This is a genomic window from Variovorax sp. OK605 (assembly GCF_900115445.1).
Classification (GTDB): Bacteria; Pseudomonadota; Gammaproteobacteria; order Burkholderiales; family Burkholderiaceae_C; genus Variovorax.
Genome location: NZ_FOWL01000003.1, coordinates 147,206 through 173,106, shown reverse-complemented (window position 1 = coordinate 173,106; position 25,901 = coordinate 147,206). Strand labels below are relative to the sequence as shown.

At 70.7% G+C, this 25,901-nt stretch carries 25 protein-coding genes; 10 read left to right on the top strand and 15 right to left on the bottom strand.

All coding sequences use genetic code 11. The features are described from left to right. Positions 1 to 52 precede the first annotated feature (52 nt). The 6 genes from BM013_RS09050 to BM013_RS09030 all read left to right on the top strand — a co-directional run bounded on the left by BM013_RS09050 (position 53) and on the right by BM013_RS09030 (position 6,640). Positions 53 to 1,087, top strand: coding sequence for a putative 2-aminoethylphosphonate ABC transporter substrate-binding protein (locus BM013_RS09050; RefSeq protein WP_093125642.1), 1,035 nt, complete (start codon positions 53 to 55; stop codon positions 1,085 to 1,087). A 28-nt stretch (positions 1,088 to 1,115) separates the two neighbouring features. Then, on the top strand, positions 1,116 to 2,195 hold the full coding sequence (locus BM013_RS09045) for an ABC transporter ATP-binding protein (protein WP_093125640.1): 1,080 nt from the start codon (positions 1,116 to 1,118) through the stop codon (positions 2,193 to 2,195). Between the two features lie 2 nt (positions 2,196 to 2,197). Next, a complete protein-coding gene (locus BM013_RS09040; RefSeq protein ID WP_093125637.1) occupies positions 2,198 to 3,913 on the top strand; it encodes a putative 2-aminoethylphosphonate ABC transporter permease subunit in 1,716 nt (571 codons plus the stop codon). Then, entirely contained in the window at positions 3,914 to 5,056 is a 1,143-nt protein-coding gene (locus tag BM013_RS09035) for a TIGR03364 family FAD-dependent oxidoreductase (RefSeq protein WP_093125635.1), read from the top strand. Positions 5,057 to 5,152: 96 nt separating this feature from the next. Next, the gene (locus tag BM013_RS41735) at positions 5,153 to 5,278 is read left to right on the top strand and encodes a hypothetical protein (RefSeq protein WP_256221434.1); all 126 of its coding nucleotides are present in this window, start codon (positions 5,153 to 5,155) and stop codon (positions 5,276 to 5,278) included. A 99-nt stretch (positions 5,279 to 5,377) separates the two neighbouring features. Next, positions 5,378 to 6,640 carry an MFS transporter gene (locus BM013_RS09030; protein ID WP_093125632.1) on the top strand — a complete coding sequence of 421 codons (1,263 nt, stop codon included), beginning with the start codon at positions 5,378 to 5,380 and terminating at the stop codon, positions 6,638 to 6,640. On the opposite strand, the gene BM013_RS09025 is transcribed toward BM013_RS09030, so the two are convergent. Beyond that, positions 6,588 to 8,006: an aminotransferase-like domain-containing protein gene (locus BM013_RS09025; protein WP_093126746.1), complete on the bottom strand. Its 1,419-nt coding sequence runs from the start codon at positions 8,004 to 8,006 to the stop codon at positions 6,588 to 6,590. The genes BM013_RS09030 and BM013_RS09025 overlap by 53 nt on opposite strands. Positions 8,007 to 8,128: 122 nt before the next feature. On the opposite strand from BM013_RS09025, the gene BM013_RS09020 reads away from it, so the two are divergent. From BM013_RS09020 to BM013_RS09010, 3 genes are read left to right on the top strand one after another with little or no spacing between them, the layout of a single operon-like run. Further along, the gene (locus BM013_RS09020; RefSeq protein WP_093125630.1) at positions 8,129 to 8,317 is read left to right on the top strand and encodes a DUF2970 domain-containing protein; all 189 of its coding nucleotides are present in this window, start codon (positions 8,129 to 8,131) and stop codon (positions 8,315 to 8,317) included. After that, the gene (locus BM013_RS09015; RefSeq protein WP_093125627.1) at positions 8,314 to 9,060 is read left to right on the top strand and encodes a c-type cytochrome; all 747 of its coding nucleotides are present in this window, start codon (positions 8,314 to 8,316) and stop codon (positions 9,058 to 9,060) included. Before BM013_RS09020 ends, BM013_RS09015 begins: the two co-directional genes overlap by 4 nt. 13 nt (positions 9,061 to 9,073) lie before the next feature. Then, a complete protein-coding gene (locus tag BM013_RS09010; protein WP_093125625.1) occupies positions 9,074 to 10,357 on the top strand; it encodes a c-type cytochrome in 1,284 nt (427 codons plus the stop codon). A 30-nt stretch (positions 10,358 to 10,387) separates the two neighbouring features. Here BM013_RS09010 and BM013_RS09005 read toward each other — a convergent pair whose 3' ends face one another. The 13 genes from BM013_RS09005 to gspG all read right to left on the bottom strand — a co-directional run bounded on the left by BM013_RS09005 (position 10,388) and on the right by gspG (position 23,484). Further along, on the bottom strand, positions 10,388 to 11,779 hold the full coding sequence (locus BM013_RS09005; RefSeq protein ID WP_093125622.1) for an 8-oxoguanine deaminase: 1,392 nt from the start codon (positions 11,777 to 11,779) through the stop codon (positions 10,388 to 10,390). Positions 11,780 to 11,838: 59 nt separating this feature from the next. Next, a complete protein-coding gene (locus BM013_RS09000; RefSeq protein ID WP_093125620.1) occupies positions 11,839 to 12,738 on the bottom strand; it encodes a 5'-nucleotidase in 900 nt (299 codons plus the stop codon). A gap of 28 nt (positions 12,739 to 12,766) precedes the next feature. Next, the gene (gene gspF / locus BM013_RS08995; protein ID WP_093125617.1) at positions 12,767 to 14,005 is read right to left on the bottom strand and encodes a type II secretion system inner membrane protein GspF; all 1,239 of its coding nucleotides are present in this window, start codon (positions 14,003 to 14,005) and stop codon (positions 12,767 to 12,769) included. A 21-nt stretch (positions 14,006 to 14,026) separates the two neighbouring features. Beyond that, positions 14,027 to 15,418: a GspE/PulE family protein gene (locus tag BM013_RS08990; protein WP_093126743.1), complete on the bottom strand. Its 1,392-nt coding sequence runs from the start codon at positions 15,416 to 15,418 to the stop codon at positions 14,027 to 14,029. A gap of 16 nt (positions 15,419 to 15,434) precedes the next feature. Further along, positions 15,435 to 17,735, bottom strand: a complete 2,301-nt coding sequence (gene gspD, locus BM013_RS08985; protein ID WP_093125615.1) for a type II secretion system secretin GspD — start codon at positions 17,733 to 17,735, stop codon at positions 15,435 to 15,437. A 5-nt stretch (positions 17,736 to 17,740) separates the two neighbouring features. Then, the gene (gspN, locus tag BM013_RS08980) at positions 17,741 to 18,541 is read right to left on the bottom strand and encodes a type II secretion system protein N (protein WP_093125612.1); all 801 of its coding nucleotides are present in this window, start codon (positions 18,539 to 18,541) and stop codon (positions 17,741 to 17,743) included. Positions 18,542 to 18,565: 24 nt separating this feature from the next. Continuing rightward, the gene (gspM, locus tag BM013_RS08975; RefSeq protein ID WP_093125610.1) at positions 18,566 to 19,138 is read right to left on the bottom strand and encodes a type II secretion system protein GspM; all 573 of its coding nucleotides are present in this window, start codon (positions 19,136 to 19,138) and stop codon (positions 18,566 to 18,568) included. Further along, positions 19,135 to 20,352 carry a type II secretion system protein GspL gene (gene gspL, locus BM013_RS08970; RefSeq protein WP_093125607.1) on the bottom strand — a complete coding sequence of 406 codons (1,218 nt, stop codon included), beginning with the start codon at positions 20,350 to 20,352 and terminating at the stop codon, positions 19,135 to 19,137. Before gspL ends, gspM begins: the two co-directional genes overlap by 4 nt. A 128-nt stretch (positions 20,353 to 20,480) precedes the next feature. Further along, positions 20,481 to 21,476 carry a type II secretion system minor pseudopilin GspK gene (gene gspK / locus BM013_RS08965; protein ID WP_093125604.1) on the bottom strand — a complete coding sequence of 332 codons (996 nt, stop codon included), beginning with the start codon at positions 21,474 to 21,476 and terminating at the stop codon, positions 20,481 to 20,483. After that, entirely contained in the window at positions 21,473 to 22,180 is a 708-nt protein-coding gene (locus BM013_RS08960; protein ID WP_093125601.1) for a PulJ/GspJ family protein, read from the bottom strand. Before BM013_RS08960 ends, gspK begins: the two co-directional genes overlap by 4 nt. Next, complete coding sequence (gspI, locus tag BM013_RS08955; RefSeq protein ID WP_093125599.1) at positions 22,180 to 22,566, bottom strand: type II secretion system minor pseudopilin GspI; 387 nt, start codon at positions 22,564 to 22,566, stop codon at positions 22,180 to 22,182. Before gspI ends, BM013_RS08960 begins: the two co-directional genes overlap by 1 nt. Beyond that, complete coding sequence (locus BM013_RS08950) at positions 22,563 to 23,069, bottom strand: prepilin-type N-terminal cleavage/methylation domain-containing protein (RefSeq protein WP_093125596.1); 507 nt, start codon at positions 23,067 to 23,069, stop codon at positions 22,563 to 22,565. The genes gspI and BM013_RS08950 overlap by 4 nt, the downstream gene beginning before the upstream one ends. After that, positions 23,044 to 23,484: a type II secretion system major pseudopilin GspG gene (gspG, locus tag BM013_RS08945; protein WP_093125594.1), complete on the bottom strand. Its 441-nt coding sequence runs from the start codon at positions 23,482 to 23,484 to the stop codon at positions 23,044 to 23,046. Before gspG ends, BM013_RS08950 begins: the two co-directional genes overlap by 26 nt. A 49-nt stretch (positions 23,485 to 23,533) precedes the next feature. Here gspG and BM013_RS08940 point away from each other — a divergent pair, with 49 nt between their 5' ends. After that, entirely contained in the window at positions 23,534 to 24,169 is a 636-nt protein-coding gene (locus BM013_RS08940) for a type II secretion system protein N (RefSeq protein ID WP_093125592.1), read from the top strand. Positions 24,170 to 24,215: 46 nt separating this feature from the next. Here BM013_RS08940 and ilvA read toward each other — a convergent pair whose 3' ends face one another. Further along, positions 24,216 to 25,850, bottom strand: a complete 1,635-nt coding sequence (gene ilvA, locus BM013_RS08935; RefSeq protein WP_093125589.1) for a threonine ammonia-lyase, biosynthetic — start codon at positions 25,848 to 25,850, stop codon at positions 24,216 to 24,218. Positions 25,851 to 25,901: the final 51 nt, after the last annotated feature.

The following is a 25,901-nucleotide window of genomic DNA, read 5'->3' as shown; positions in this document are numbered from 1 at the left end:
CGCGTCCTTTCCTTTCTCTACGTTCTTCACTTTCTCCAGAGGGAACCTCACCATGCTGCACCGTCAACTCCGCTGGGCCTTCGTGCCGGCCGCCCTGTTCTCGCTGGCTTTCGCCGCATCGGCCCAGGGCCGCACCGAGCTGCTGGTCTACACCGCGCTCGAGGCCGACCAGGTGCAGGCCTACAAGGCCGCCTTCGAAAAGGAGAACCCGAGCATCGAGCTGAAGTTCGTGCGCGACTCCACCGGCATCGTCACCGCCAAGCTGCTGGCCGAGAAGGCCAACCCGCAGGCCGACGTGGTGTGGGGCCTGGCCGCCACCTCGCTGATGCTGCTCGACAAGGAAGGCATGCTCCAGCCGTACGCCCCCAAGGGCCTGGACGCCATCAAGCCGACCATGCGCGACCCGGCCAACCCGCCCAAGTGGGTCGGCATGGACGTGTGGTCGTCGGCCATCTGCTTCAACACCGCCGAGGCGACGAAGAAGAACCTGCCCAAGCCCACCAGCTGGGCCGACCTGACCAACCCGGTCTACAAGGGCCAGATCACCATGCCCAACCCCGCCGCTTCCGGCACGGGCTACCTGATGGTGTCGGGCTGGATCCAGATGATGGGTGAAGACAACGCGTGGAAGTACATGGACGCGCTGCACCAGAACATCGGCATCTACAGCCAGTCGGGCAGCAAGCCCTGCCGCCAGGCCGGCGCCGGCGAGTTCGCGCTCGGCATGTCCTTCGAATACCGCGCCAACAAGACCAAGCGCGACGGCGCCCCCATCGACATCGTGCTGCCCAAGGAAGGCCTGGGCTGGGACATGGAAGCCACCGGCATCATCAAGACCAGCAAGAAGCAGGACGCCGCCAAGGCGCTGGCCGACTGGGCCGTCACCAAGCAGGCCAACGAGCTGTACGCGAAGAACTTCGCCGTGCTCGCGCTGCCGGGCATCCAGGAAAAGCTCGAGTTCGTGCCGGGCGACGTCGAGAAGCTGCTGGCCAAGAACGACTTCACCTGGGCTGCCGCCAACCGCGACCGCATCCTGACGGAGTGGTCCAAGCGCTACGAGTCGAAGTCGGAAAAGAAGCCGCTCTGATCTCCCTGAAGCAAATCGGTACCCGGCCATGACGAGCAGCAGCTTTCTTTCCCTTCGCGGCATCGGCAAGTCCTTTGGCGCCACACGCGTGCTCGACGGCATCGATCTGGACATCGAGCCCGGCGAGTTCGTGTGCCTGCTCGGCCCCTCGGGCTGCGGCAAGACCACGCTGCTGCGCATCGTCTGCGGCATCGAGCGCGCCGACAGCGGCCAGATCCTGCTGGGCGGCCAGGACATCGCGGGCCTGCCGCCCGCGGCGCGCGGCTTCGGCGTGGTGTTCCAGTCGTATGCGCTGTTTCCCAACCTCACGGCGGCGCAGAACATCGCCTACGGGCTGCATCCCACCGGCGCACTGGCGCGCGAGATGGCCAAGCGTTCGCGCGAGATGCTCGACCTGGTCGGGCTCACCGCGCACGCCGACAAGTACCCGGTGCAGCTCTCGGGCGGCCAGCAGCAGCGCATCGCCCTGGCGCGGGCATTGGCGCCCAACCCGCGCATGCTGCTGCTCGACGAGCCGCTCTCCGCGCTCGACGCGCAGGTGCGTGCCAGTCTGCGCAGCGAAATCCGCGCGCTGCAGAAGCGCCTGGGCATCGTCACCATCATGGTCACGCACGACCAGGAAGAAGCCCTGTCGATGGCCGACCGCGTGGTGCTCATGCACAACGGCCGCATCGAGCAGGCCGGCACGCCCGACGAGCTCTACCGCCAGCCGCGCACCCGCTTCGTGGCCGGCTTCGTGGGCCGCATGAACATGCTGCCCGCCACCGTGCTGGCCGACGGCAAGGTGCGCGTGCGCGACAGCGAGCTGTTCTGCGCGCCCGGCAACCTCAGCGTGGGCTCGCAAGCCACCGTGGGCATCCGCCCCGAGCATGTGGTGGTCAAGCGCTACGGCACCGAGCTCGGCGCCAACAGCTTCGCGGCGCGCCTGCTCGACACCGAGTTCTTCGGCAACCGCACGTCGGCGCGGCTGGCCTGCGAGCCGCTGGGCATCGAGATCGAGGCCGAGCTGCCCGCCGATGCGCGCGGCGGCGGCGGCGAGCCGCTGGTGCCCAGCAGCATGGTCCACATCCAGTTGCCGTTGAACGCGCTGTCGGTCCTGGCGCACTGAGCATGAGCAGTTCCCCCGACGCCACCGCCGTCGCCCCGGCGATGGCGCCGCGCAGCAGCGCATTCGACCGCGAGCGCTGGCTGACCGGCGCAGCCGTCGCCCTGATGGTGCTGCTGCTGGTCGTGATCGTCGCGCTGCCGGTCGGCGCGCTGGTCGGCCAGAGCTTCTTCGACCGCGCGGGGGCCTTCGTGGGCCTCGCCAACTTCGCGCGCTACCTCGACAACCCGGCGCTGGTGCAGTCGGCCTTCAACAGCCTCGGGCTGGCCGCCGTCAGCGCCGTCATCTGCACGGGCATCGCCTACGTGTACGCCTACGGCCTCACGCTGTCGTGCATGCCGGCCAAGGGCGTGCTGCGCGCGGTGGCGCTGGTGCCGCTGCTCGCGCCGTCGCTGCTGCCGGCCATCAGCCTGGTGTACCTGTTCGGCAACCAGGGCCTGTTCAAGGGGCTGCTGGGCGAGGTGTCGATCTACGGGCCGCTGGGCATCGTGCTGGGCTCGGTGTTCTGGACGCTGCCGCATGCGCTACTGATCCTCACCACCGCCATGGCCACCTCCGACGGCCGGCTGTACGAGGCCGCGCAGACGCTGGGCGCTTCGCGCTGGCGCATCTTCCGCACGGTGACGCTGCCGTCGTCGCGCTACGGCCTCATCGTGGCCGCGATGGTGGTGTTCGTGCTGGTCATCACCGACTTCGGCGTGCCCAAGGTGGTGGGCGGCCAGACCGGCGTGCTGGCCACCGACATCTACAAGCAGGTGGTGGGGCAGCAGAACTTCCAGATGGGCGCGGTGGTCGGCCTGGTGCTGCTGATACCGGCGGTGCTGTCGTTCCTGGTGGAGCGGCGCGTGCGCAGCAAGCAGGCCGCGGCGCTCTCGGCGCGCGCCACGCCGTACCAGCCCGAGCCGGTGCGCGCGCGCGACCGCGCGCTGCTGGCGTTCTGCGTGCTCACGGCGCTGGCCATCCTCGTGATGATCGGCATGGCCGTGTTCGCGTCGCTGGCCACCTACTGGCCCTACAAGCTCACGCCGTCGCTGAAGAACTACGACTTCAGCAACATGGACGGCGGCGGCTGGGGCAGCTACCTCAACTCGCTGCGGCTGGCCGTGTGCGCGGCGGTGGCGGGCGCGCTCGCCACCTTCGTGTCGGCCTACCTGGTGGAGAAGCCGCGCCACTTCGGCCTGCTGCGCGAGCTGCTCAACCTGCTGGCCAACCTGCCGCTGGCGGTGCCGGGCCTGGTGCTGGGCGTGGGCTACATCTTCTTCTTCATCTCGCCCTCGAACCCGCTGCGCGCCATCTACGGCAGCATGACCATCCTGGTGGTCTGCACGGTGGCGCACTTCTTCTCGGTGGCGCACCTCACCTCGCTCACGGCCTTGCGCCAGCTCGACCGCGAGTACGAGCTGGTCTCCGAGTCGATGGGCGTGCCGTTCTGGCGCACGCTGTGGCTGGTGCACCTGCCGGTGGCGCTGCCCACGGTGCTCAACGTGGGCGGCTACTTTTTCGTCAACGCGATGACGACCGTGTCGGCCGTCGTGTTCCTCTATTCGCCGCAGACCTCGCTGGCCGCCGTTGCCGTGCTCAACATGGACGACGCCGGCGACGTCGCGCCCGCAGCGGCCATGGCCTCGCTGATCATGCTCACGGCCGCCGCCGGCCGGGGCGTGTTCGCGCTGGCTGGGCACTGGGCGCTCAAGCGCACCCAAACCTGGAGACACCGGTAAATGACCGGCACCCGACAAGCTCACCACCCTGACCATTTCGACCTCCTCGTGGTCGGCGCCGGCATCGTCGGCCTGGCCCATGCCTACACCGCCGCGCAGCGCGGCCTGAAGGTGTGCGTGGTTGAACGCGACGCGGCCTGCATCGGCGCGTCGATCCGCAACTTCGGCTTCATCACCATCACCGGCCAGGCGCCGGGCGACACCTGGCGCCGCGCCATGCATGCGCGCGAGGTGTGGCAGCAGATCGCGCCGTACGCGGGCATCGACATCGTGCACCGCCACCTCTGGCTCGCGGCCTACCGCCCCGAGGCGCACGACGTGCTCGAGGCCTTCATGCGCACCCCGATGGGCGAGGCCTGCGAGCTGCTCGACGCGGCCGACGCGCAGGCCAAGGCGCCCGCGCTGAGCCTGGCCGACGCGCAGTCGGTGCTGTTCAGCCCGCACGAGTTGCGCGTGGAGTCGCGCACCGCCATCGGCCTGCTCGCGAACTGGCTGGCCGAGGTGCACGGCGTGACCTTCCGTTTCGGCGAATCCGTGCTCGAGGTGGCCGCGCCGCGCGTGCGCACCTCGCGCGGCACACTTCACGCCGAGCGCGTGGCCGTGTGCACCAACACCGACCTGCACGGCCTGTTCGCCGAGCGCATTGCCGCGCACGAGCTCACGCTGTGCCGCCTGCAGATGCTGCGCGTGAAGCCCGAAGCGGGCTTTCGCCTGCCGGGCTCGGTGATGATGGACCTGAGCCTGGTGCGCTACGAGGGCTACAGCACCCTGCCCGAGGCCGCCGCGCTGCGTGCGCGGCTGCAGCGGGAAGAGGCGGCCTCGCTCGCGCACGGCATTCACCTGATCGTGGTGCAGAGCGCCGACGGCTCGCTGGTGGTGGGCGACTCGCACCACTACGGCGACGCGCCCGAGCCCTTCGCGATGGAAGAGGTCGACCAGCTCATCCTGCGCCACCTGCGCAGCACGCTGAACCTGGAGACCGCGCAGATCACCGAGCGCTGGACCGGCGTGTACCCGTCGTCGAAGACCGCGCCCTGCGTGATCGACGCGCCCGACGACGCCACGCGCGTGGTGCTGGTGACCAGCGGCAGCGGCGCGAGCACGGGCTTCGGCATTGCGCACGACGTGTTCAACGCCTGGTGATGCGGTGATGTGGTGACGGGGTGACGGCGGCTGCCTCGCGCTGCACGGCGCGGCGTCCGACTTGACGGTGGCGTGCGCGAACATAGCATCCGCCCCATGCGAAGCACAGCATTTGTCTTTCTCTTCTGCCTCGGCCTGCTGACGGCCGCGTGCGACGACAAGCCGAAGCCCGGCGGGCCGATGCCCAAGGCGCTGGCGACTGTCGTGGCGCCCACGCGCTGATCGGCCGCCGCATCCGGCTGCGCGGCAACCTTGGGTTGCCACGTGGGCGCGCTCCACGCTTTTCCGTGCCGCGGGGTATCCTCGCCTCGGAGAAAAACAATGACCAAAGAGACAACCGCCCATCAGGCGGATTCACGCTACGCCATGGTGCGCCTGGGCCTCACGCTGCTGATCATGACGGTCGGCAGCAGCGGCATGTATGTGGTGTCGGTGATGTTGCCCGCGGTGCAGGCCGAGTTCGGCGTGGCGCGCGCCGATGCCTCGCTGCCCTACACGATGCTGATGCTGGGCTTCGGCTTCGGCGGCGTGCTCATGGGCAAGCTGGCCGACCGCGTCGGCGTGATGTGGCCACTGCTCATGGGCTCGGCCTTCCTGGGCGTGGGGTACGTCGCCACCGGCCTGTCGGGCGGCATCGTGTCGTTCACCGTTGCGCAGGCCTTGCTGGTGGGCCTGCTCGGCAGCTCGGTGGCCTTTGCGCCGCTGGTGGCCGACACCTCGCTGTGGTTCGTCAAGCGGCGCGGCATCGCGGTGGCGGTGTGCGCCAGCGGCAACTACCTGGCTGGCGCGGTGTGGCCGCCCATTGCGCAGCACTTCGTCGAAACCGTGGGCTGGCGCCAGACCTACATCGGCATGGGCATCTTCTGCGGCGTGACGATGGCGCTGCTGGCGCTGTGCTTCCGTGCCCGGCCGCCGGCGGTGGCCGATGCGCCTGCGGCCAGCGCATCGCGCACCGGCGTCGCGCGCGACATGACGCGGCCCTTCGGCCTGAGCATGGGCTCCGCGCAGGGCCTGCTGTGCGTGGCCGGCGTGGCCTGCTGCGTGGCCATGGCGATGCCGCAGGTGCACATCGTGGCGTACTGCGGTGACCTGGGCTACGGGCCGGCGCAGGGCGCGATGATGCTGTCGCTGATGCTGGGCTTCGGCATCGTGAGCCGGCTGGTGTCGGGCGCCATCTGCGACCGCATCGGCGGGCTGCGCACCTTGCTGCTCGGCGGCCTGCTCCAGTGCGTGGCGCTGCTGCTGTTCCTGCCGTTCGACGGGCTGGTGCCGCTGTACGTGATCTCGGCGCTGTTCGGGCTGTTCCAGGGCGGCATCGTGCCCTCTTACGCCATCATCATCCGCGAGCACTTTCCGCCGAAGGAAGCCGGTGCGCGCGTGGGCACGGTGCTGATGTTCACGCTGTTCGGCATGGCGCTGGGCGGGTGGATGTCGGGCAAGGTGTTCGACCTCACGGGCAGCTACCACGCGGCCTTCCTGAACGGCATTGCGTTCAACCTCGTGAACGTGAGCATCGCGGCGTTCCTGCTGTTCAGGACGCTTCGCCGGCCAGGCGGCCTAGTGTCTGCATCGCCTGCTCGCTGAGCGAATCCCAGGGGTGGCCGTAGTTGAGCCGCAGGCAGTGGGTGAAGGCGCGCGTGGCCGAGAAGATCGGCCCCGGCGCCACGCTGATGCCCCGCTCCAGCGCCTTGCGGTGGATTTCCAGCGCGTTCGCCTGCGCCGGCAGCTCGACCCACAGGAAGTAGCCGCCCAGCGGCCGCGTGGCGCGCGTGCCCGCCGGAAAGTAATGGCCCACGGCCTGCGCGAAGGTGGCCTGCTGCAACGCCAGCGTCTGCCGCAGCTTGCGCAGGTGCTTGTCGAGCCCGCCCTTTTCCAGGTAGCCCGCCAGCGCGAGCTGCGACGGCACCGAGGTGGCCAGCGTGGTCGTGAGCTTCTCGCGCGCGACCTGGTGCGCGAAGCGCCCGGCCGACGCCCAGCCGATGCGGTAGCCCGGCGCCAGGCACTTGGAGAACGATGAGCAGTGCAGCACCAGCCCCTGCGTGTCGAAGGCCTTGGCCGGCGCGGGACGCCGCTCGCCGAAGTAGAGCTCGGCGTACACGTCGTCCTCGATCAGCGGCAGTTGGTGCCGCGCCAGCAGCTCGACCAGCGCCTTCTTCTTCGCGTCGGGCATCAGGCTGCCCAGCGGGTTCTGGAAGGTCGTCATGAGCCAGCAGGCGGTGGGCTTGTGGGCCGCGATGGCCGCTTCGAGCGCGCCCAGGTCGATGCCTTCGCCCGGATGCGTCGGCACCTCGATGGCGCGCAGGCCGCGGCGCTCCAGCGCCTGCAGCGCGGCATAGAAGGTGGGCGACTCGACGATCACCGCGTCGCCCGGCCGGGTGACCGCCGCCAGGCACAGGTTGAGCGCCTCGAGCGCGCCGTTGGTCACCACGATCTCCTCGGCCGGCGACTGGATGCCTTCGGCCAGGTAGCGCAGCGCGATCTGCCGGCGCAGCGCCGCGCTGCCGGGCGTGAGGTCGTCCACCGTGCTCCACGGGTCGAGCGACTTGGCGCTGGCGGCCATGAACTGGCCGAGCCGCGCCAGCGGGAACAGCAGCGGGCTCGGAAAGGCCGAGCCGAAGGGCACCACCTTGCGCGACATGCTGGCTTCGAGGATGTCGAACACCTGGCCGCTCACGTCCAGCGACAGCGGCCCGCCGGCCGGGCGCGAGGTGTGGGTGGACTCGGGCGGCGCATCGCGCAGGCCGCCGCCGGTCACGTAGTAGCCCGAGCGGTCGCGTGCGCGCACCAGCCCGCGCGCCTCCAGCAGGTAATAGGCCTGGAACACGGTCGAAGCGCTGACGCCGCGGCTTTCGCCGGTGAGGCGCACCGAGGGCAGGCGGTCACCGGTCTTCAGCGTGCCGTTGCGGATCGAGGCCTCGATGTCGGCAGCCAAGGCTTCGTAGCGCTTCATCGCGCCCATCGCGGGGTGGGGTCCATGCGGCAGGACTTTATCTGCACCGGCCGATCTGCACTGGTCAATTGGAGTGAATCTGCATCTGTTTTTTATGGCCCGTTGGGTCCACACTTGATGCCATGTCCAATCTCATGGGCGCCGTGCGCGCCGTTCTCTGGAGCTTCATCGGGCTGGGCGGCCGCCGCGCCGACGCCGACAAGCGGACCTCGCAGGTCGGCATCCTGCCGCTGATCGGCGTGGCACTGGTGTTGGTGCTGCTGCTGATCGCCGGGCTGATGGCACTGGCGCACTACGTCGCCGGCGCATGAAGCGCGGGCTGCGGTTTCTCGCGCTCGGGGGGGTGCTCGCCTGGCAGGCCCTGGCGGGCGCGGCCACGCCCACGCCCACGCCCGCCCCTGTGCCCGACACCATCGAGCAGCGCGTGGCCGCCTGCATCGCCTGCCACGGCCGCGAGGGCGCGACCAGCAACGCGGGCTACTTTCCGCGCCTGGCGGGCAAGCCGGCCGGCTACCTGTTCAACCAGCTCGTGAGCTTTCGCGACGGGCGCCGCTTCAACACCGACATGGCGTACATGGTGCAGCACATGTCAGACGACTATCTGCACGAGATTGCCGACTACTTCGCGGGGCTCGACCTGCCGTACCCGCCGGTCTCGCCCGCGAGCGACGCCACGCCCGAGGTGCTCGCGCGCGGCCGCATGCTCGCGCTGCAGGGCGACCCGGCGCGCAAGCTGCCCGCGTGCGTGCAATGCCACGGCGCCGCGCTCACGGGCGTGCAGCCCGCCACGCCGGGGCTGCTGGGCCTGCCGCGCCTGTACCTGGCCTCGCAGCTGGGCGCGTGGCTCACCAACGAGCGGCACGCGCAGGCGCCCGATTGCATGGCCGAGGTCGGCCGCCGCATGTGGACCTCCGACGTGAACGCCGTCGCCAGCTGGCTGGCCACGCAGCCGGTGCCGGCCGATGCGAAACCCGCCGCGTCGCTGCCCGCGCCGATGCCCATCGCTTGCGGCGGCACCACCGGCACGACCAGCACCACCGGAGCGAGCAAGTGACAGGGCCACGTTCATGAAACTTCGCAATGTCGGCTGGACGCTGCTGAGCCTCTTCGTGCTGGTGGCCGTGGCCGCCGGCATCGTCGTCGCGCTGAACCTGCGCGGCGAAGGCCCATTGCCCGAGAAAGCCGAAGCCTTCCAGGCCACGCCGCAGCTCGTCGAGCGCGGGCGCTACCTCGCGCTGGCCGGCAACTGCGCCGGTTGCCACACCACGCGCGGCGGCCGGCCCTATGCGGGTGGCGTGCCGATCGACACGCCCTTCGGCACCATCTACGCGAGCAACCTCACGCCCGACGACGGCACCGGCATCGGCAGCTGGAGCAGTGCGCACTTCTGGCGCGCCATGCACAACGGCCGCGGCAAGGACGGCCGGCTGCTGTACCCCGCGTTCCCGTACCCCAACTTCACGCAGGTGACGCGCGACGACGCCGACGCCATCTACGCCTACCTGCGCAGCGTGCCGGCCGCGGTGCAGGAAAACCGGCCGCACCGGCTGCGCTTTCCGTACGACACGCAGGCGGCGCTCGCGGTGTGGCGCGCGTTGTCGTTCAAGCCCGAGCCCTTCGTGGCCAGCGCGGGAAAGCCCGCCGAATGGAACCGCGGGGCGTACCTGGTCAACGGCCTGGGCCATTGCATCGCCTGCCACGGCCCGCGCAATTCGCTGGGCGCGACGGACACCAGCCTGGGCCTCTCCGGCGGCCTCATCGCGGTGGAGAACTGGTATGCGCCGTCGCTCACCGACCCGCACCAGGCCGGCGTGGCCGACTGGCCCGCGGCCGACGTGGTGGCGCTGCTGAAGAACGGCGTCTCGCCGCGCGGCTCCGTCATGGGGCCGATGGCCGACGTGGTGTTCCGCAGCACGCAGTACCTGAGCGAGGCCGACCTGGGCGCGATGGCGAGCTACCTCAAGGACCTGCCCAAGGCCGAGGCAGTCGAAGTGGCAACGGCAACCAGGGCGCCCATCCGCCGCGACGCCGGCACCATGGCGCGCGGCGCGAAGATCTACGACCAGCGCTGCGCCTACTGCCACGGCGACCAGGGGCAGGGCGCGGCCGGCGCCTACCCGCCGCTCGCGGGCAACCGCGCCGTCAACATGGCGCAGCCCACCAACCTGATCCAGGTGGTCTCGCACGGCGGCTTCCTGCCCACGACCGCGGGCAACCCGCGCCCCTATGGCATGCCGCCGTTCGGGCAGGTGCTCGACGCGGCCGACGTGGCGGCCGTGCTGACCTATGTGCGCGGTTCGTGGGGCAACGACAGCGCGCCGGTCACGCAACTCGACACCATGCGGCGCTGAGGTCCGGGCACCGGCCGCCGGCCGCCGGCTTCAGGCCGTGTGCGGGTGGCGCGCGCCGTCGTACAGCGTGCGTGCCAGGTCGCGGTGCCGCGCCAGCAGCGGCGCGAGCTCCAGCCCGGTGAAGCGGCCGTCGCGCACGCGCACCGCGCCGTCGATCACGCTCAGCGACACCGTGCCCGGCGTGCAGAACACCAGCGCCGCCACCGGGTCGTGCCCCGCGCCCGCATGCGCCACGCCGCGCAGGTCGAAGGCCACGATGTCCGCCGACATGCCCGGCGCCAGCGCGCCGATGTCGTCGCGCCCGAGCACGCGCGCGCCGCCCAGCGTGGCGATCTCCAGCGCCTCGCGCGCCGTCATGGCGGCCGGGCCGTGGCCCACGCGCTGCAGCAGCAGGGCCTGGCGCGCCTCGCCCAGCATGTGCGCGCCGTCGTTCGACGCGCTGCCGTCCACGCCCAGCCCCACGGGCACGCCCGCCCGGCGCATGGCGCCGATGGGCGCGATGCCCGAGGCCAGCCGCATGTTGGAGCAGGGGCAGTGCGCCACGCCGGTGCCGGTGCGCCCGAACAGCGCGATGCCGGCCTCGTCGAGCTTCACGCAGTGCGCGTGCCACACGTCGGGGCCGACCCAGCCCAGGTCCTGCGCGTACTCGGCCGGCGTCATGCCGAACTTCTCGCGCGAGTACGCCACGTCGTTGTCGTTCTCGGCCAGGTGCGTGTGCAGCGACACGCCGCGCTCGCGCGCCAGTTCGGCCGACAGGCGCATCAGGTCGCGCGACACCGAGAACGGCGAGCACGGCGCCAGCACGATGCGGCGCATCGAGTGGCGCGACGCGTCGTGCCAGCGGCCGATGAGGCGCTCGCTGTCGCGCAGGATGGCGTCTTCGGTTTCCACCACCTCGTCGGGCGGCAGGCCGCCGGCGCTGCGGCCCACGCTCATGCTGCCGCGCGCCGCATGAAAGCGCATGCCCATCGCGTCGGCCGCCTCGATGGAATCGTCGAGCCTCGAACCGTTGGGAAACAGGTAGAGGTGGTCGCTGGTGGTGGTGCAGCCCGAGAGCATCAGCTCGGCCATGGCGGTCTGCGTCGACACGCGGATCATCTCGGGCGTGAGGCGCGCCCACAGCAGGTACAGGTTCGTGAGCCAGCCGAACAGCTCCGCGTCCTGCGCCTCGGGCACCGCGCGCGTGAGGCTCTGGTACATGTGGTGGTGCGTGTTGACCAGCCCCGGCATCACCACGTGGCCCTGCATATCGAGCGCCTCGGCCTGGCCGTTGCGCAGCGCGTCGAGGTACGCGGCGGGCAGCTCGGCCGTGGGCCCCGTCCAGGCCACGGCGGGCCCGTCGCACACCACGGCGCCGTCGGCGATTTCGCGCCGCGCGGCGTCCATGGTGACCAGAACGTCGGCATGTCGAAGGATCAGCATGCCGGCATTCTTGCGCGCGCTCAGGGAGCGGGCAAGCCCATCGCGGGGTTCCGCGGGGTTCAGGGCTCGTTGCTGATGCCGCTGCTGACGTGCCCCGCGGGCACATGCCGCGAGGCCGCATCGACGTGGCCGGTCTGGTCGTCGAAGAAGAAGTCGGGCTCGAACTCGCGCAGGAACTCGCCCTTGGGCAGGCCGCCGAGGAACATGGCCTCGTCGACGCGGATGTTCCACTTCATCAGCGTGCGGATGGCGCGCTCGTGCGCCGGTGCGCTGCGCGCGGTGACGAGCGCGGTGCGGATGCGCATCTGCGCGTTGCCGGCCATCTGCAGGCGGTGCAGCGCCATCAGCAGCGGCTTGAACGGGCCTTCGGGCAGGGGCAGGTCGGCCTTGCTGAGTTCGTGGGCCTGGAAGGCGTCGAGGCCCTCGGCCTGGAACACGCGCTCGGCCTCGTCGCTGAAGAGCACCGCGTCGCCGTCGAAGGCAATGCGCACTTCGTTGGGCCAGGCGTCGCTGGCCTTCACCGATTCGACCAGCACGCGCGCGGCCGGGAAGCCCGCCACCAGCGCCTCGCGCACGTCCTGCGCATTGACCGACAGGAACAGGTGCGCGCGCAGCGGGCGCAGGTAGCCGAAGGGCGGCCGGCCTTGCGTGAACACGCCGCGCTGCAGCTTGATGTCGGCCGCGGCGCTCGACTTGAAGATGCGCATGCCCGACACCGGGTCGTTGCGCGAGAGGATCACCACCTCCACGCGCTGCACGCCGTCTTCGTTGAAGCGCAGCAGCTTGCGGATCAGCGAGTAGGCGATGCCCGGCGCGGCCGGCACGTCGATGCGATCGAGCTGCAACTTCATGTAGCCCTCGTTGTCGCCGGCGTCGAAGACCTTGTTTTCTTCTTCGAGGTTGAACAGGGCGCGCGAGGAGATCGCGACCACGAGCTTGTCTTCGAGCGTTACGGGCATGGTGTGTCCTGCCGGCGGGCCGTTGCCGTCACTTGACGAACTGGTTCAACTGGATGATCGGCAGCATCACGGCCAGCACGATCAGCATCACGACGCCGCCCATGGCCACGATCAGCAGCGGCTCCAGGATGGTGGCCAGGTGCATCGCGCGGCGCTGCACTTCGGCGCCGAGCTGGTTGGCCGCGCGCTGCAGCATCAGCGGCAGCGTGCCGGTCTGCTCGCCCAGGCGCGCGAACATCGAGACCAGGCCCGGAAAGCGTTTCTTCTGCGCCAGCGCGGAGGCCAGCGGCGCGCCTTCGCGCACCAGCACCAGCGCGTCGAGCGCATCGGCGCGCATCGCGCGGTTGCCCAGCGTCTCGGAAGCCGCCTGCAGCGCTCGCAGGATGGGCACGCCGGCCGTGGCCAGCATGGCCAGCGTGCTGGCGAAACGCGCCGCGTTGTAGCCGCGCGCGAGCTTGCCGACCAGCGGCAGCTTGAGCCAGGCGGCGTCGAACTTGAGGCGGAAGGCTTCCTGCGCCAGCGCCAGCCGCACACCGGCGGCCGCGAGCACCACGGCGCCCAGCATCCACCAGCCGTAGCTGCGCACGCCCGCGCTGAGCGACAGCATCACCGTGGTGAGGAAGGGCAGCGAGCGCTTGGTGCCCGCGAACACCTGCGCCACCTGCGGCACCACGTAGCTCACGAGGAAGATCACGATCACGATCGCCACCAGCGTGACGATGGCCGGGTACAGCGCCGCGCCGATCAGCTTCTGCTGCAGCGCCTGGCGTTCTTCCAGGTCGTCGGCCAGGCGGTCGAGCACCAGGCCGAGGTTGCCGCTCTGCTCGCCGGCGCCGATCACGGCCGTGTAGATGGGCGAGAACTCGCGCGAGTGCGCCGACAGCGCACGCGCAAACGGCGAGCCCGCGTTGACCTCGGCGCGCAGCGAGGCGACGAGGTTGCGTTGCGGCTCCGATTCGGCCTCGTCGGTGAGCGCGGTGAGCGCGCGTTCGAGCGGCAGGCCGGACGACACGAGGCCGGCCAGCTGGCGCGTCCACACGGCCAGGCCGGTGGAGTTGAAGACGCGCTTGCCGCCGCCCAGCCAGCGGCCGAGGCCGCTGCGCTGGCCGGTGCCGTTGATGTGGTCGTTGCCGACCGGCTTGACCGACAGCGGAATGAGCGCCTGCGCGCGCAGCAGGCTGCGCGCGCTGCGGGCGGTGTCGGCCTCCAGCACGCCTTCGCGCGACTGGCCGCTGGCATCGATGGCTTCGAAGGAATAGGCGGGCATGGCGGTGTTGCGCTGTGCGCGCTAGTCACGCGTGACGCGCAGCAGTTCGGCGCGCGAGGTGACACCGGCCTGAACCAAGCGTTCGCCGTCTTCGCGCATCAGTCGCAGGCCACCGCGCGCGCCGGCCTGCAGCAGTTCGCTTTCGGCCGCCTTGCCGTGGATCAGGCCCTGCACGGTCTCGTCGGCCACCAGCAGCTCGAAGATGCCGGTGCGGCCCTGGTAGCCGGTCTGGCCGCACACGTCGCAACCCGCGCCGGCGCACACCGTGCACACCTTGCGCACGAGGCGCTGCGCGAGCACGCCCAGCAGCGACGAGCTCAGCAGGAAGGGCTCCACGCCCATGTCGGTCAGGCGCGTGACGGCGCTCACGGAATCGTTGGTGTGCAGCGTGGCCAGCACCAGGTGACCGGTGAGCGAGGCCTGGATGGCGATCTGCGCGGTCTCGAAGTCGCGGATCTCGCCGATCATGATCACGTCGGGGTCCTGCCGCAGGATGGCGCGCAGGGCCTTGGCGAAGGTGAGTTCGATCTTCGCGTTGATCTGCGTCTGGCCCACGCCCGGCAGCTCGTACTCGATCGGGTCTTCCACCGTCATGATGTTGCTGCGGCTCGCGTCCAGGCGCGCCAGCGCGGCGTACAGCGTGGTGGTCTTGCCCGAGCCCGTGGGCCCGGTCACCAGGATGATGCCGTGCGGCTGCGCGATGAGCTTCTCGAAGCGGTCCAGCGTGTCGCCCTGCATGCCCACCGACTCGAGCGTGAGCTTCGATTCGCTCTTGTCCAGCAGGCGCAGCACGGCGCGTTCGCCGTGCGCGCTGGGCAGCGTCGACACCCGCACGTCGACCGCGCGCGTGCCGATGCGCAGGCTGATGCGCCCGTCCTGCGGCAGCCGCTTCTCGGAGATGTCGAGGTCGGCCATGATCTTCAGCCGCGAGATCAGCGCGGCGTGCAGCGCGCGGTTGGGCTGCACCACTTCGCGCAGCGTGCCGTCGATGCGAAAGCGCACGGAAGAGGTGCGCTCGTAGGGTTCGATGTGGATGTCGCTGGCGCCGTCGCGCGCGGCCTGCGTGAGCAGCGCGTTCAGCATGCGGATGATGGGCGCGTCGCCCGCGCTGGCCAAAAGGTCTTCGACCGCCGGCAGCTCCTGCATCATGCGCGAGAGGTCGGCTTCGTTCTGCACCTCGCTCACCACCGCGGCGGCGCTCGACTCGCCCTGCGCGTAGGCCGCGCTGATGCGCTGCGCCAGCGCGCCGTCGCCCAGCACCTCGAAGGCCTGCACGCCGTACTTGCGCGCCACCTCGCCGACGGCGCTGCGCACGGGGCTCGACGACATCCACAGCGTGTAGCGGCCGTCGTCGGTCGCTTCGAGCAGGAGTTGCTGGCTGCGTGCGAATGCGTAGGGCAGGGGGTAGCGCATGGACATCAGGTGAGTATCAAGGCAGTTCGCGTGCGCTGACAGGGTCGGCGGTGGGAGGCAGCGCGCCGCGCAGCGGGCTCGGGGCCAGCTTGCGGTTGTCGGCGGGGAGCGCGGGCGGCGGAATCAGCTGCGTGCCTTCGTCGCGCAGGCCGCCGGTGCGGTTGCTGGCGGCGCCCAGCGGTGGCGAAGCGGGCAGGATGGGGGCGGCGCTGACGTTGCGCAGCATCACGTTGTCGGTGTTGGGCTGCGCCACCTGCTGCAGGCCGCGGATCTGGTCGTAGCGGTCGTAGGCGAAGGCCTCGGTCGAGTTGGCGTCGCGCATGACCACCGGGCGCAGGAACATCATCAGGTTGTTCTTCTCGCGCTTGCGGGTCTCGTTCTTGAACAGGTTGCCCAGCACCGGGATGTCGCCGGCCAGCGGGACCTTCTCGACGGCGTTGCCGTAGGTGTCCGACAGCAGGCCGCCCAGCATGACCAGGCCGCCGTCTTCCACAAGCACGCTGGACTCCAGCGAGCGCTTGTTGGTGGTCGGGCCGTTGGGGTCGGTGGTGGTGCCGGGCGCGACGTTGGAGATCTCCTGGAAGATCTGCATCTTCACGGTGCCGTTCTCGTTGATGGTCGGGCGCACGCGCAGCGTGAGGCCCACGTCCTTGCGCTCGACGGTGGTGAAGGGGTTGATGCCCACCGAGCCCGAGGTGCTGGCGTACGAGCCCGTGGGGAAGGGCACGTTCTGGCCGATGACGATCTTGGCCTCCTCGTTGTCCAGCGTCAGCAGGTTGGGCGTGGACAGCACGTTGGCGTCGTTGTCGCTGCTGAAGAAGTTGGCGATGGCGCCCAGGATGTACTGGCCGCCGACCTTGCCGGCAATGCCCAGGTTGAGCCCCGAGCTGGGCACGATGCCGGCCGCGTTGCGGGTCGCGATGGCCTGCGTCAGCGCCAGGATGTTCGCGCCGCTCAGCGACGAGTTGGTGCCGATGACCGCGTTGTTGCCCAGCGCGCTTTGCCACTGCACGCCGAAGTTCGCGGCCTTGGTGGCGTTCACCTCGACGATCAGCGCCTCGATCATGACCTGCGCGCGGCGCCCGTCGAGCCGGTCGATCACGGCGCGCATCTGGCGGTACTGCGGCTCGGGCGCGGTGATGATCAGCGAGTTGGTGCTCGGGTCGGCCTGGATCTGGCCGCCGGTGGAAGGCTGGTTGGCGTTGTTCAGCGGCGCCGAGGCCTGCGGCGAGCTGCTGCCGCCGCTCTGGCCGCCGCCGAAGGCCGTCTGCTGCGCGAAGGCGTTCTGTGCCTGCGGTTGCGCCGCGCTGCCGCCGGCCGCGCCCGTGGCGCCCGGGGTGGTGCTGATCTGGTTGGCCGCCATGGCGGCGCGCAGCGTGGCCGCCAGGCGCACCGCGTCGGCGTTCTTCAGGTAGACCACGTAGATGTTGCCGGCCGCGCCGTTGCTGCTCTCGGCGGCGGGGCGGTCGAGCTTGTCGACCAGCGAGCGCACCAGGCTCACGCGCGCCGGGTTGGCCGCGCGAAGAATCAGCGAGTTGCTGCGCGGGTCGGCCATCAGCGTGGTGCGGAACGAGGCATCGGCCGCGCCCGCGGCCACAGGCGAACCCGGCGCGCCGGAGCCGCCGCCGTCGATCAGGCGCTGCACCAGCGGCACCATGTCGGTGGCGATCGAGTGCTTGAGCTGGATCACCTCGATGTCGGACGCGTTGGGCACGTCGAGCGACGCGATGATGCGCGCCAGCCGGCGCATGTTGTCGGCGTAGTCGGTGATCACGAGCGAGTTGTTGCCCGGGTTCACGTTGATGGTGTTGTTGGGCGGAATGAGCGGACGCAGCACCGGCAGCAGGCTGTTGGGCGACTCGTAGTTCAGCCGGAAGATCTGCGTGACGATCTGGTTGCTGCCGCTGGAGGACACGGCGCCCACGGAGGTGTTGACGGTGCTGCTCTGCAGCTTGGCGTCGGCCTCGGGCACCACCTTGTACAGGCCGTCGGCCTCCACCACGGCGAAGCCCTGCAGGCGCAGCGCCGAGGCGAACTGGTTGAACGCGGCGGCCGGCTGGATGGCGCGGTCGGTCACCAGGTTCATGGTGCCCTTCACGCGCGGGTCGACCACCACGTCGCGTCCGGTGACCACCGCCATGGTGCGGGCCACGGCCTCGATGTCGGCGTTGGCGAAGTTCAGCGTGATCGGCTCGCCGCGGCGCGGTGCGTCGCCGGTCTGCGCGAACACGGCGGGCGCGGCCTGCAGGAAGGTGGCGGCGATCAGCACGCGCACGGCGAGTGCGACGGTGCCGGTCGAAAACAATGGCTTCATCATGAGGATCAACCCAGGGTGATGATCGAACGCGCGTTGTCGCGCCGTCCGATGATGTTCAACAAATTGGAAAGTGCGTCTTCGCGGCCGGGCGCGGCACTGGCTTCGCCGTTGAAGCGGAAGGAGGTGCCGTTCCAGCTGCCGCTGCCGTTGAGCTCGAGGCTGCCCTCGCGCGTGCTCAGCAGCAGCGTGGGGCGGGTGCCGCCTTCGAGCGTGAGCCGGTAGCTGCCCATCGGCCGCAGGGTCGACAGGCTGGAAGAAACGTCGGTGGCGTCGAGCGTGGCCTGGCCCGCGATGCGCAGCGCGGGGCCGTCCCACTGCATGGCGAAGGCCTTGGTGCTGAGGTCGAGCGCACCGTCGAGCTTGAGCGTGTTCCAGGGCGCGCCCAGGCCGGTGAGCATGGTGGCGGGCCAGCGCGAGCGGCTGTCCTGCCAGGTGAGCAGCAGGCCGCCGGCGCGCGGGCTGGCCTTGAGTTCGAGCGGCTGCGCGGCGCAGCAGGGGAGGTCGAGGCTCGCGAAGATGCTGCCCCAGCCCGGGCGCATGCGCCAGTGCAGCACGCCAGGCAGCGACACGGCCTGCGTGCCGCCCGCGCCGCTGGCGAACACCACCGCGGCCGTGCCGTTCCAGACGGTGCCGCGCGGGTTGGCCAGCACCAGCCGGCCCTGGCTCCAACTCGACAGCGCCGCCGACAGCCAGCGCGCCGGCGCGAACAGCACCACCGCCAGCAGCGCGCCGGCCAGCACGCCGAGCAGGGCCCAGCGCCAGCCGCGGCGCGGCCGGGGTTCGGAAAGGGGGGCGCGGGTCACCATGCCGTCACCGTGCGGTTGCCTGGCTCATCGCGCGGCGGGCAGCGCCATGACGACGGTGCCGTCCCAGCGGACCTGCGGGGTCCTGGGCGTGTCCCTGGCGGCGGCCGCGGCAGACGACGTGGACGCTGCAGCCGTGTTGGCCGTGTTGCCGGAGGGCGCGCGGGTCAGGTGCACTTCGCGCGGCACCGCATGGGCGTTGCCGCGGGCCTGGCCGAGCCACTGGGCGACCGTGGCCGCGGGCGCGGCGCGCAGCGAGACGGTGGCGGCGCCGTCGCCGCCGGAGGTCATGAGCTGCGCGTTGCTGGTGCCCAGGCCGTCGCGCACGGAGGTCTCGAGCGCGCGCAGCGCGTCGTCGCGGTTCAGCCGCGGTTGCGATTGCAGCGCCGTCGCGCGGTTCTGCAAGGTGGCCATCTGCTGGATCTGCGCGTCGAGCTTCGCGTGTTCGGCCGGAGCCGCGGCCAGCGTGCGCAACGCGGGTGCGAGCGCGATCCACCAGAGCAAGGCCAGTGCCACCAGCGCGACGGCCGCCGCGACCATGCGGCGCTCGCGCGCTTCCAGGGCGCCCCAGCGGGCCTTGAGTTGTTCGATGAAGTTCATCGGGCGGTCTCGGTCTGTGCCTGCACGAGCAGCAGGTCGCCTTCGGTGCGCACGTTGTAGCCGCGCGGCGCCATGGCATTGGTGATCTGCGACACCTCCGAGGGCTGCAGCCCCAGGCCGCGCAGGCGCAGCTGGCCGGCGCTGTAGTCGACGGCGCTCGGCACCTTGCCGGGCGGGAGGTTGGCGGCGAGCGCGCCGACCATGGGTTCGAAGTCGCTGCCGGCCACGTCGCCCACGGCCTGCTGCAGCGCCGCGACTTCGCGTTGCATCTGTACCGGCGCGTCGATCACCAGCTTCACCGCGGGGAAGGTCTGCGTCAGCATGGTCCTGGCGACCTGGCGCTTGGCGTCGAGCGCGTTGCGCTCTTTCCAGGCCCAGGCGTTCAGTCCGATGAGCTGCGTGAGCAGCAGCGCCACCACGCCCCAGCGCGCGGCGCGCCATTCGGGGGCGTAGCGCAGCGTCTGCAGCACCGACGCGAACTTCTTGCCGGCGCGCGCGCGGCCGGTGGCGGCCAGGTCGAACTGCGCCAGCTCCCACGGCGAGCGCGTGGCCTGCAGCCAGCGCTGCGGCGCCTGCACGATGGGCACGCGGCGCTCCAGCAGGTGCTCGGCGGCCTCGGCCACGGCGGGTTCGGTGGTGATGACGGCGGTGTCCAGCGGCAGGCCGCCCGACAGCGCCAGCCCCGCGCCGGCCAGCGGCAGCGAGACCACGCCGTCGGCGTCGCACACGGTGAGCCGTGGCGCCTCGGGCTCGCCCGTGACCAGCAGCATCGGCGGGCCGTCGGCCGGCTGCGGCGCGTATTCGGGAACGATGCGCACCACGCGCCGGCCGGCCGCCTCGAGGCCCTGCACCAGGCTGCGCAGCCAGATGCGGTTGCAGGCCGCCACCCACACGGGCGCGCCGGCCTTGGCGTCGGGTTCGAGCGCGAAGTGCAGCGCCTCGGGTTCGTCGAGCAGGTGCTCCTCGAGCAGGCCGTCGAGCACGGCGCGCAGCTTCGAGGCGCTGCCGGTGCTGCCCTTGGGCAGCGTGACGCGGTGCCACGACAGCGCGGCGGAAGGAATGCCGAGCATGACCTCGGCGCTCGAGGGCAGGAGCGCCAGCAGCGCGCGGCCTTGGTTGCGCAACGCAATGCCGTCGTCGCCTGCCTGGGCCCAGTCGAACTCGCCCCCGGCATCGGCCGGAGGGAGGGGGGCAATGAGCAGCAGGGGAGTCATGTCGATGTTGGAAAAAACCGGTGGATTGTAGGTGCGCGTCTGACAGTCGAGCGCTCTAATTTCGATAGCGTACCGCGTAGCTGTGACGCGCGTCAGAAGGCTTTTTGATTAAGAAAAGTGGCACGAAATCAGGGTTTGACCGGAGTGTTCGTTGCGCCGGCGCCGCGGGTGCGCCAGATCGTCGTCACCGTGACACCGTTGCGCTGTAGAAGCGAGTGCTCCTCGACATAGGTGCGGTCCAGCCGCAGCCGGCCGTAGACCTCGAAGAACTGCGTGCCCACGCCGTGCTGCGCCGCGTTGAAGGGCGCGCTGCCGCTGGGCAGGGTGGCGTTGGCGGCGGCGATGTCCTTGAAGAAGGCGGTGCGCCGGCGCTCCACCAGCTGTCGCGCGCTGGCGATGTTGAGCGACTCCATGCTGGCGCTGATGGCCTCGGCGCTCGCGGTGTTCAGGTTGAGCGTGGTGCGCACCGGCAGGATGGTGGCGTACGGCTCGAGCGCCGCGGCGGTCGAGGGCGAGAGGCCCAGCCACACCAGTTGCGAAACCTCCTGGGGCATGAGCGGCGCGGCGCTGGCATCGGCGTCGCCCTCGCTGCCGGAGGCCGCGAGCGCGCTGGCGAGGCCGGCGGTCATGCGGCTGAGTTCGCTCACCGGCAGCCCCAGCAGGTTGAACAGCCGCGTGAAGGTGGCCACGCTCGCGGGCACCGGCTTGCCGGCGTCGACCAGCGACAGCACGTTGAGCTTGGACTGCGCATCGACGATGCGGCCCGACAGGAAGGCGTCGGGCAGGCCGTCGAGGTTGTCGCTCGACACGTTCTTCTCGGCCGACAGGAAGCTGGTGAGGCGCGCCTCCTCGAGCGGCACCGCCCAGGGCTCGGCCAGGTGGTCGGGGCCGCCGGTGCGGCCGTCCTCGCCCAGGATCAGGCGCGACCAGTCGAGCGCGCCGATCAGCACCCAGGCAGCCTGCACGCGCGCGCGCTCGGCGGCCTCGACCTCGGTGGCGCGCCATTGCTGCCAGAGCGCGGCGGCGGAGAAGGTGGCCACCAGCATCACCGTCAGCATGGCGGCGAGCAGGGCGGCGCCGGCCTGGCGGGTTCGGGTCTGCGTCATGCGGCGGGACTTCGTCATGACGATTTCGGCGCGCCGACGGTCGGGCGGACCCAGTCGCGCGTGAGCGTGCCGGAGAGCCCGTCGCCCGGCGGCAGGGTGACGACCAGGCGCACGCCGTCGGGCATGGCGACGATCGGGCCCGACGGGTTGTTGGGGTTGGCCGCGACCGTGGGCAACTGGCCGGCCGGCACCCAGGCGTTCTCGCGGAAGTAATAGAGCTGCCAGCTGTTGACGGGCACGAGCGAGACGTCGCTGGCCCCGCCCGGGCCGTTGCTCGTGCTGTTCGCGCCGCTGCCGTCCTGTGCCCACGCCGCGGCCGTGTTCCACGCCTGCTGCCAGTCGCCGCGCGTGCTGAACGGCGCCGACTGCCAGCGCCGCCAGCGCACGCCGTCGGGGCCCGGCTTGAGCGTCCAGGCCACGACAAGCACCGACGGCGCGGACGCATCGCTGCCGCGCCGCGTGAGCCGCAGCACGCGGCCGTCCCAGTCGATCGGGCGGGTCTGCGCCAGCGTGGTCACGGCGTCGAGGTCGGCGCCCCATTGAGCGAGCGTGGCCTGCAGCGTGAGGACGGCATCGGCGCGCTGCTGGTTCTGCGTGGTGGCGCGCGACATGCTCTCCAGCCCGCGCCAGCTCACGAGCGACAGCAGCGCCATCACCGAGATGGCGACCAGCAGCTCGATGAGCGTGAAGCCGCGCGCGGCGGCGTGGGTGACGCGCGGCATCAGTAGCGCCCCACGACCGTGGAAATGCGCAGGATCGGCGCGTCGGTCTCGTCGCGCACCTGTACGTCGACGCGCCGGAAATTCGGGTTCAGCGTGGCAATGACCGAGGTCGTCACGTTGTAGCTGGTGCCGGCCTGCAGGCAGATCGAGCCCGCGTCGCCCACGGCCGGCATCTGGCGCGACAGGCGCGCCTTGGCGAGTTCGTTCTCGGCGCACAGGTCGGCCAGCACCAGGTCGGACTGGCGCTGCGCATTGCGGGTGAGCGACATCGTGGCCTGCGAGCCGGCGGCCAGCGCCAGCGCGACGATGCCGAGCGCGATCAGCACCTCGATCAGCGTGAAGCCGCCGATGCGCGCGGAGAACGGGCGCCGCCTGCTCCTGCTCATTGCACGGCCGAGACGGTGAAGGGCCGCAGGCCGTCGGTGGCGATGCGCAGCACGCGCTCGGGCGGGCCGGCGGAATGCAGCATGACCTGCTGCGCCGCGATGATCGGGTCGGGGCCGAGTTGCAGCGCGGGCACCAGCGTGCCGTTGGCCAGCGAGGCCTGGGCCGTGATGCCGTCGGACGCCCAGCCGCTGGGCAGCGCCTCGGGCGGCAGTCCGTCGAACGCGAAGCCGCCTTCCACCGGGCGCCAGCGCACCGGCACGCCGCTGGCGCGCGACTGGGCGCGGGCCGATTCGAGCAGCGCGGCAAGGCGGTCGGCTTCGCGGTCGAGCTTGGCGGCGGTGGTGTCGCGCATGGCGAAGCTCACGGCGGCGGTGGCGATCGCGATGATGGCGATCACCACGATCAGCTCCAGCAGCGTGAAGCCGCGGGCTGCCTGGGAACGGGGATGCCGGTTGCGGCGCGGCGCGCCTGGGCCGTTACTGCCAGCTGCCGATGTCGGCATTCTTGCCTTCGCCGCCGCTCTGGCCGTCGGCGCCGAACGAGAGCACGTCGATCTCGCCCTTGATGCCCGGGTTCAGGTACTGGTAGGGGTGGCCCCACGGGTCGTTCGGCATCTTCTCGACGTAGGGCTTCCAGTTGGGCGCGGCCGGGCCGGAGGTCGGGCGGGTCAGCAGCGCCTGCAGGCCCTGCTCGGAGGTGGGGTAGCGCTGGTTGTCCAGGCGGTAGAGCTTGAGCGCCTGCATCAGGTTGTTGATGTCGGTGCGCGCGGCCGTCACGCGGGCGTCGTCGGCGCGCTCGATCACGTTCGGAACGATCAGCGCCGCCAGCACGCCGATGATGACCAGCACCACCATCAGTTCGATCAGCGTGAAGCCGCGTTGGGCGGTGCGGGTGGCGGCACGAAGGAATTTGTTCATAGTTGGACGGACATGATTCGGAAAGCGCGCTGCATGATAATCCGCGGCCATGACAAGTCCTTACTCCGCCGCCCGCTGGCATGCCCCACTTGCAACGACGGGGCTTTGGGCGTTGGCCGCAGGCGCCGCGGTGTTCTGGGCGCTGCGCCTGGCGTCGCCCGCGGACGCGGTGGCCGCCGCCGCGACGATGCCGCGGCCGTCGCTGTCGGCCGACACGGATGCGGTGGCGCGGCTGCTGGGCGTGCTGCCCACGTCGAGCACGGCGCCGGTGGCGCCCGAGGCCGCCAGCCGCTTCGCGCTGTCGGGCGTGGTGGCCGATCCGTCGAAGCAGGGGGCTGCGCTGATCTCCATCGACGGCAAGGCGCCGCGGCCGTTCCGCGTCGGCTCGAAGGTTGGCGACAACTACGTGCTGCAGTCGGTGGGGCTGCGCTCGGCCACGCTGGGTGCGCAGGCCGACGGGCCCGCGGCGTTCACGCTGCAGTTGCCGGTGCGTGCGCCGATCAGTGTGTCGAGCGTGTCCGGCGTGGCGCCTGGCTTGCCGACGGTGGCATCGCCGCCGTCCGTGCCGATGGGCATGACCATGACCGCGCCGCCCCCGGCGACGATGCCGGGTGTGATGGCCCCGCCGCCGATGCAGCAGCAGCCCGCGGCGATGTCTGCGCCGCCGCAGGCACCCGCGCAGTAACGGGTCTGGCGCGTCGACCGCCAGCCTGCGGTCTGTCGGTCTGTTCTCAGGCCTGCAGGAACAACCGGTACGCCGGGTTGGCCGTTTCCTCGACGTAGGGATAGCCCAGCGTCTGGAGGAAGGCGTCGAATTCCTTCGACTCGCCCGAAGGCACCTGCAGCCCGACCAGGATGCGGCCGTAGTCGGCGCCCTGGTTGCGGTAGTGGAACAGGCTGATGTTCCAGTTCGGCCGCATCAGGCTCAGGAATTTCAACAGCGCGCCCGGACGCTCGGGGAACACGAAACGCAGCAGGCGCTCGTCGTGCGCGAGGCCGGTGCGTCCGCCCACGAGATGGCGCAGGTGCTCCTTGGCCAGTTCGTCGTGCGTGAGGTCGAGCGCGTCGAAGCCGTGGTCGTTGAAGGTCTGCGCAATGGCGGCCGACTCGCCGCGCTCCGAGGTCGTGAGGCCGACGAACACATGGGCCTTGGCCGCGTCGCTGATGCGGTAGTTGAACTCCGTCACGTTGCGCGGTGCGCCACCGGCCGCGCCGGGCGCCTCAGGCGTTCCGGCATCGCGTGCCGGCATCTCGCTGACCAGTTCGCAGAAACGCCGGAAGCTGCCGCGCTCCTCGGGAATCGTCACCGCGAACAGCGCTTCGCGCTCTTCGCCGACCTCGGCGCGCTCGGCCACGAAGCGCAGCCGGTCGAAGTTCATGTTGGCGCCGCACAGGATCGCCGCGTAGGTCTCGCCCTGGCGGCCGTGCTGCGCGACGTAGGCCTTGATGGCCGCCACCGCCAGCGCGCCGGCCGGCTCGACGATGCCGCGCGTGTCCACGAAGATGTCCTTGATGGCCGCGCACACCGCGTCGGTGTCGACGGCGATGTAGTCGTCGACCAGGTCGCTGGCGATGCGGAAGGTTTCCTCGCCGACGAGCTTGACTGCGGTGCCGTCCGAGAACAGGCCGACGTCGGGCAGGTTCACGCGCTGGTGGGCCGCGACCGATTGCATCATCGCGTCGGAGTCGTTCATCTGCACGCCGATCACCTTGATCTCGGGGCGCACGGCCTTGATGTAGTTGGCCACGCCGGAGATCAGGCCGCCGCCGCCGATGGCCACGAACACGGCGTCGAGCGGGCCCTGGTGCTGGCGCAGGATTTCCATCGCGATGGTGCCCTGGCCCGCGATGACGTCGGGATCGTCGAACGGATGCACGAAGGTCAGGTTCTGCTGCGTCTGCAGTTCGAGCGCATGCAGGTAGGCGTCGGAATAGCTTTCACCGTGCAGCACGATCTCGCCGCCGAAACCGCGCACCGCATCGATCTTCAGCCTGGGCGTGGTCACCGGCATCACGATGACCGCGCGCGTGCCGAGCTTGCGCGCGCCCAATGCAACGCCTTGCGCGTGATTGCCGGCCGAAGCGCAAATCACGCCGCACGCCAATTGCGCCGCGCTCAGGTGCGCCATCTTGTTGTAGGCGCCGCGCAGCTTGAAGCTGAACACCGGTTGCTGGTCTTCGCGCTTGAGCAGAACGGTGTTGCCGAGCCGCTCGCTGAGCGCGCGCGCCTTTTCCAGCGCGGACTCGACGGCCACGTCGTAGACACGGGCGTTGAGGATTTTTCGGAGGTAGTCGGCGGGTGTCAGCGCCGCGGACGCCGAAGAGGAGGGTGCATCGCGCACGATTTTTTCCAAGGGAGTGTCCATTTGCCAGCCTTCGATGATACGAGGCAGCCCGGTTCGGCATTCCCGCGGGGC

What these genes read in the sequence shown, in the direction of transcription:
- BM013_RS09005 (WP_093125622.1), bottom strand. Translation starts at nt 11,779, where the DNA reads ATGCTGATCCTTCGACATGCCGACGTTCTGGTCACCATGGACGCCGCG.
- gspD (WP_093125615.1), bottom strand. Translation starts at nt 17,735, where the DNA reads ATGATGAAGCCATTGTTTTCGACCGGCACCGTCGCACTCGCCGTGCGC.
- BM013_RS09025 (WP_093126746.1), bottom strand. Translation starts at nt 8,006, where the DNA reads ATGAAGCGCTACGAAGCCTTGGCTGCCGACATCGAGGCCTCGATCCGC.
- BM013_RS09030 (WP_093125632.1), top strand. Translation starts at nt 5,378, where the DNA reads ATGACCAAAGAGACAACCGCCCATCAGGCGGATTCACGCTACGCCATG.
- BM013_RS08960 (WP_093125601.1), bottom strand. Translation starts at nt 22,180, where the DNA reads ATGCCGCGCGTCACCCACGCCGCCGCGCGCGGCTTCACGCTCATCGAG.
- ilvA (WP_093125589.1), bottom strand. Translation starts at nt 25,850, where the DNA reads ATGGACACTCCCTTGGAAAAAATCGTGCGCGATGCACCCTCCTCTTCG.
- BM013_RS09035 (WP_093125635.1), top strand. Translation starts at nt 3,914, where the DNA reads ATGACCGGCACCCGACAAGCTCACCACCCTGACCATTTCGACCTCCTC.
- gspM (WP_093125610.1), bottom strand. Translation starts at nt 19,138, where the DNA reads ATGAACTTCATCGAACAACTCAAGGCCCGCTGGGGCGCCCTGGAAGCG.
- gspN (WP_093125612.1), bottom strand. Translation starts at nt 18,541, where the DNA reads ATGGTGACCCGCGCCCCCCTTTCCGAACCCCGGCCGCGCCGCGGCTGG.
- BM013_RS08940 (WP_093125592.1), top strand. Translation starts at nt 23,534, where the DNA reads ATGACAAGTCCTTACTCCGCCGCCCGCTGGCATGCCCCACTTGCAACG.
- BM013_RS08950 (WP_093125596.1), bottom strand. Translation starts at nt 23,069, where the DNA reads ATGCCGACATCGGCAGCTGGCAGTAACGGCCCAGGCGCGCCGCGCCGC.
- BM013_RS09010 (WP_093125625.1), top strand. Translation starts at nt 9,074, where the DNA reads ATGAAACTTCGCAATGTCGGCTGGACGCTGCTGAGCCTCTTCGTGCTG.
- BM013_RS09040 (WP_093125637.1), top strand. Translation starts at nt 2,198, where the DNA reads ATGAGCAGTTCCCCCGACGCCACCGCCGTCGCCCCGGCGATGGCGCCG.
- BM013_RS09015 (WP_093125627.1), top strand. Translation starts at nt 8,314, where the DNA reads ATGAAGCGCGGGCTGCGGTTTCTCGCGCTCGGGGGGGTGCTCGCCTGG.
- gspG (WP_093125594.1), bottom strand. Translation starts at nt 23,484, where the DNA reads ATGAACAAATTCCTTCGTGCCGCCACCCGCACCGCCCAACGCGGCTTC.
- BM013_RS09020 (WP_093125630.1), top strand. Translation starts at nt 8,129, where the DNA reads ATGTCCAATCTCATGGGCGCCGTGCGCGCCGTTCTCTGGAGCTTCATC.
- gspK (WP_093125604.1), bottom strand. Translation starts at nt 21,476, where the DNA reads ATGACGAAGTCCCGCCGCATGACGCAGACCCGAACCCGCCAGGCCGGC.
- BM013_RS09050 (WP_093125642.1), top strand. Translation starts at nt 53, where the DNA reads ATGCTGCACCGTCAACTCCGCTGGGCCTTCGTGCCGGCCGCCCTGTTC.
- BM013_RS09000 (WP_093125620.1), bottom strand. Translation starts at nt 12,738, where the DNA reads ATGCCCGTAACGCTCGAAGACAAGCTCGTGGTCGCGATCTCCTCGCGC.
- BM013_RS41735 (WP_256221434.1), top strand. Translation starts at nt 5,153, where the DNA reads ATGCGAAGCACAGCATTTGTCTTTCTCTTCTGCCTCGGCCTGCTGACG.
- gspI (WP_093125599.1), bottom strand. Translation starts at nt 22,566, where the DNA reads ATGAGCAGGAGCAGGCGGCGCCCGTTCTCCGCGCGCATCGGCGGCTTC.
- gspF (WP_093125617.1), bottom strand. Translation starts at nt 14,005, where the DNA reads ATGCCCGCCTATTCCTTCGAAGCCATCGATGCCAGCGGCCAGTCGCGC.
- BM013_RS09045 (WP_093125640.1), top strand. Translation starts at nt 1,116, where the DNA reads ATGACGAGCAGCAGCTTTCTTTCCCTTCGCGGCATCGGCAAGTCCTTT.
- BM013_RS08990 (WP_093126743.1), bottom strand. Translation starts at nt 15,418, where the DNA reads ATGCGCTACCCCCTGCCCTACGCATTCGCACGCAGCCAGCAACTCCTG.
- gspL (WP_093125607.1), bottom strand. Translation starts at nt 20,352, where the DNA reads ATGACTCCCCTGCTGCTCATTGCCCCCCTCCCTCCGGCCGATGCCGGG.